The 3714-nt window shown below is 71.4% G+C and carries 5 protein-coding genes; 2 read left to right on the top strand and 3 right to left on the bottom strand.

The genetic code is table 11. The features are described from left to right. Window positions 1-177 precede the first annotated feature (177 nt). On the bottom strand, window positions 178-843 hold the full coding sequence (locus tag DEIPI_RS0103230) for a TetR/AcrR family transcriptional regulator (RefSeq protein WP_027480829.1): 666 nt from the start codon (window positions 841-843) through the stop codon (window positions 178-180). Window positions 844-909: 66 nt separating this feature from the next. On the opposite strand from DEIPI_RS0103230, the gene DEIPI_RS0103225 reads away from it, so the two are divergent. Both DEIPI_RS0103225 and coaD read left to right on the top strand, forming a co-directional pair. Then, complete coding sequence (locus DEIPI_RS0103225; protein ID WP_027480828.1) at window positions 910-1437, top strand: RsmD family RNA methyltransferase; 528 nt, start codon at window positions 910-912, stop codon at window positions 1435-1437. 61 nt (window positions 1438-1498) lie between these two features. Continuing rightward, the gene (coaD, locus tag DEIPI_RS0103220) at window positions 1499-1984 is read left to right on the top strand and encodes a pantetheine-phosphate adenylyltransferase (RefSeq protein WP_027480827.1); all 486 of its coding nucleotides are present in this window, start codon (window positions 1499-1501) and stop codon (window positions 1982-1984) included. Window positions 1985-2178: 194 nt separating this feature from the next. Here coaD and DEIPI_RS0103215 read toward each other — a convergent pair whose 3' ends face one another. After that, the gene (locus DEIPI_RS0103215; protein ID WP_027480826.1) at window positions 2179-2805 is read right to left on the bottom strand and encodes a superoxide dismutase; all 627 of its coding nucleotides are present in this window, start codon (window positions 2803-2805) and stop codon (window positions 2179-2181) included. A gap of 96 nt (window positions 2806-2901) precedes the next feature. Further along, window positions 2902-3714 (bottom strand): RluA family pseudouridine synthase (locus DEIPI_RS0103210; protein ID WP_027480825.1); only part of this gene is annotated, 813 nt, incomplete at its 5' end.

The raw sequence follows: 3714 nt of genomic DNA, 5'->3' as shown, positions 1-3714 counted from the left end.
AAGCGCCGCGAGGCGCCCCCGGCGAGCACCGCCGCCGCGAGCCTCACGCGCCCGCACCACGCGGAGGGCGCGGCCGGGGGAGGGTCGGTCGCGCCCTTCGTGGGAAGAGAGCCTCTTCGACCTCAGGGTAGGTGAGGCGCCCCCGCGAGACAGCGAAGGATGGTACGGTCCGGACGCTCATCCGGCCCGCTCCGTGCCCAGCAGCAGCGCCGTGAGGGCCACGTGGAGCTCCTCGTGGAAGTCGAGGACGAGGAAATGCAGCTGCGGGTCGAGCGTGGCGGCCTTCGCGGCCGGGACGGGCGTCGCCACCTGATGCAGGCCCACGACGAGCGCGCTGAAGTGCAGCAGCACCCGCGCGCCCTGACCCTCGCGCAGGTGCGGCAGGAGCCGCTCCATCACCCCGCCCGTGCGGCGCAGCCGCTCCCCGAGGCCCGCCTTGAACGCCAGGGTCGCCTCAATGGGCACGTTCTGCTCCAGGATGGCGCTCAGCAGGGTCAGCAGGTCCACCATGCGGTGCGTGCCGCGCAGCGCCTCCGTGAGGTGCGCGGCGAGCGTGCGCGCCTCCTGCGGCGCGCTCAGCGCGGCGAGGTCCGCGTCCACCCGGTCGAACCACGTCCAGAGCTGGCGCGCGAGCAGCGCGAGGAAGAGCTCCTCCTTCGTGCGGAAGTACAGGTAGAGGGTGCCCTTGGCGAGCCTCGTCTCGCGCGCGACGTCCGTCATGGTGGCGCTCGCGTAGCCCCGCTCGTCCCACACGCGGGAGGCCGCGTCGAGGATCGCCTCGCGGCGGGCGGTCTTGTCCTCGTCGCGGCGGGCGCGGGCGGGCGCGGTGCGGGGGGTGCTCACGCCCCGCATGCTAGATGACCCCCGGTCAGCACGCAAGGGGCGGCGGGCGCTCCCTAGAATGACCGCATGTCCTCCCTCCGCATCCTCGGCGGCACCGCCAAGGGACGCACCCTCGACGTTCCCGACACCGCCCGGCCCACCGGGGCACGGCTGCGCAAGAGCCTCTTCGACCTCATCGCCGCCCGCTACGACCCCGGCAGCTTCCTCGACCTCTACGGCGGCAGCGGCGCCGTCGGCCTCGAAGCCGCCAGCCGCGGCCACGACGTCACCCTCGTCGAACGCGACAGGAACGCCGTCCGCACCCTGGAACGCAACGCCCGCACGCTCGGCCTGAACGTCCGCGTCGTCCACGGCGACGCCCTCGCCCTGCTCCCACGGCTCGGCGCGCACGACCTCGTCTTCGTCGACCCCCCGTACGAGCAGGACATCCCGAAAGCGGCGCGGGCCGTCATGGACGGCGGCACCGTCGCCCCCGACGGCGTCCTTATCGTGCAGCACCCCGTCCAGACCGACCTGCCCGACCACGAGGGCTGGGACCGCGAGCGGCGCGTGTACGGCACGAACGTCCTCACGCTGTACACTCGACCCGAATGAAGTCCCTCCTCGCTCCGCTCGGAATGATCGCACGCTCCGCGTGCGATCGCTCGGGACGGCCATGAAGCACGCCGTCTACCCAGGCTCCTTCGACCCCGTCACGAACGGCCACATGGACGTCATGACGCGCGCCGCCCGCATCTTCGACAGCGTCACCGTCACCGTCATGCACAACGCGCGCAAGCAGGGTCGCCACCTCCTCACCCTCGACGAGCGCCTCGACGTCCTCCGCGAGGCCACCGCGCACCTCCCGAACGTCCGCGTGGACTCCTTCAGCGGCCTGCTCGTCGAGTACATGCGCCTCACCAACAACGGCGTCATCGTGCGCGGCCTGCGCGCCGTCAGCGACTACGAGTACGAACTGCAGATCGCGCACCTCAACCGTCAGCTCGGCGACGTCGAGACCGTCTTCATCATGGCCGCCACCCGCTGGTCCTACGTCAGCAGCAGCATGGTCAGGGAGATCGCCTCCTACGGCGGGGACGTCAGCAAGATGGTCCCGCCCGCCAGCGAGGCCGCGCTGAAGCGCAAGTACCAGCAGGTCTGAAGCGGACATGGGAAGGGCCCGGGCGGGATGCCCGGGCCCTTCTGGTGGAGGCCGTCCAGTCTCCGGCGTCGTACGGACCCGAGCGGTCGGGTCCTCATGCCTTGGGCGGTGACGTGTCTCTACAACTTATTTGGCGTCGTACGGACCGGGACGGCCCGGTCCTCTTGCCTTGGGCGGTGACGTGTCTCTACAACTTATTTCGCCTGCTGGTACAGCTCGGCCACCTTGTCCCAGTTGACCGTGTTGAACCACGCGCCGATGTAGTCGGGGCGGCGGTTCTGGTAGTTGAGGTAGTACGCGTGCTCCCACACGTCCAGCCCGAGGATCGGCGTGCCGCCCGCGCCCGCCACGGCCTCGCCCATGAGGGGGTTGTCCTGGTTGGCGGTGCTCACGACGTCGAGCTTGCCGTCCTTCACCACGAGCCACGCCCAGCCCGAACCGAAACGCGTCGTGGCGGCCTGCGTGAACTTCTGCTTGAAGGCGTCCATGCCGCCGAGGTCACGCTCGATGGCCTGCGCGAGCTCACCGCCGGGCTGCGAGCCGCCGGGGCCCATGATCTCCCAGAACAGGCTGTGGTTCACGTGCCCGCCCGCGTTGTTGCGCAGCGCGGCGCGCTTCTCCTGCGGGACGCGGTCCAGGTTGCGGATGAGCTCCTCGGGGCTGAGGGCCTGCAGTTCGTCGAGGCCTTCGAGGGCGGCGTTCGCGTTGTTCACGTACGCCTGGTGGTGCTTGGTGTGGTGGATCTCCATGGTGCGCGCGTCGATGTGGGGTTCGAGCGCGTCGTACGCGTAGGGCAGCTGGGGCAGTTCGTACTTGGGCATGATGAGTCTCCTTTCAATCGGCGGGAGCGGGCAGGGGCCCGCTCGGTCCGGGGTCATCTTAAACCCGCGCTTCGCGCCGACAATCCAGCGAAACTCTCATTCCACGCTCAACTCCGTGGGCAGGGCCGCCCCGAGCGCCACCCACGCGGACAGCATGTCGTCCGGCGGGGCCGCGACGAGCCGCAGGTCCTCGCCCGTCACGGGGTGCGGAATCACGAGCCGCCACGCGTGCAGCGCCTGCCGTGCGATGACCGCGCTGGCCCGCCCGTACACGGTGTCGCCCAGGATGGGCGAGCCGAGGTGCGCGAGGTGCACGCGGATCTGGTGCGTGCGGCCCGTGCGCGGCTCGCAGCGCACGAGCGCCGACGTGCGCCCCCCGCCCGAGACGGTCGCGAGCGGCACGAACGTCGTCTGCGCCTCGCGCGCGCCCGCCCCGCCCACCGTCATGCGCTGCCGCTCCACGGGGTGACGGCCCACGGGCGCGTCCACCCGCGCGGTGCGGTCCGCCTTCCAGGTGCCCGCGCAGATCGCGAGGTACGTCTTGCGCGTGTCGCGGTCCTTGAAGGCCGCCGCGAGCCGCGCGTGCGCCGCCACCGTCTTCGCGACGACGATCACGCCGCTCGTGTCCTTGTCGAGGCGGTGCACGATGCCGGGCCGGTACCCGTCCGGGCCGAGCGCGCCGTCCTGCTCGGGCAGGCTCACGCGGCCCATGAGGGCGTTCACGAGGGTACCCGTCCACACGCCCGGCGCGGGGTGCGTGACCATGCCGGGCGGTTTGTTCACCGCGATGAGGTGCTCGTCCTCGTAGAGCACGTCGAGCGGGACGTCCTCCGGCAGCACCTCGCTCGCGGCGGGCGGGGGGACGTCCACCTCCAGGCGCTCGCCGCCCCGGAGCTTGTGGCCGGCCTT

It is taken from the genome of Deinococcus pimensis DSM 21231 (assembly GCF_000519345.1).
In the GTDB taxonomy this organism is placed as follows: domain Bacteria; phylum Deinococcota; class Deinococci; order Deinococcales; family Deinococcaceae; genus Deinococcus_A; species Deinococcus_A pimensis.
This window is presented reverse-complemented; position numbering and strand designations above follow the sequence as displayed.

Excerpts from the sequence above, each read along its gene's own strand:
- coaD (WP_027480827.1), top strand. The coding sequence starts at position 1,499 with ATGAAGCACGCCGTCTACCCAGGCTCCTTCGACCCCGTCACGAACGGC.
- DEIPI_RS0103225 (WP_027480828.1), top strand. The coding sequence starts at position 910 with ATGTCCTCCCTCCGCATCCTCGGCGGCACCGCCAAGGGACGCACCCTC.
- DEIPI_RS0103215 (WP_027480826.1), bottom strand. The coding sequence starts at position 2,805 with ATGCCCAAGTACGAACTGCCCCAGCTGCCCTACGCGTACGACGCGCTC.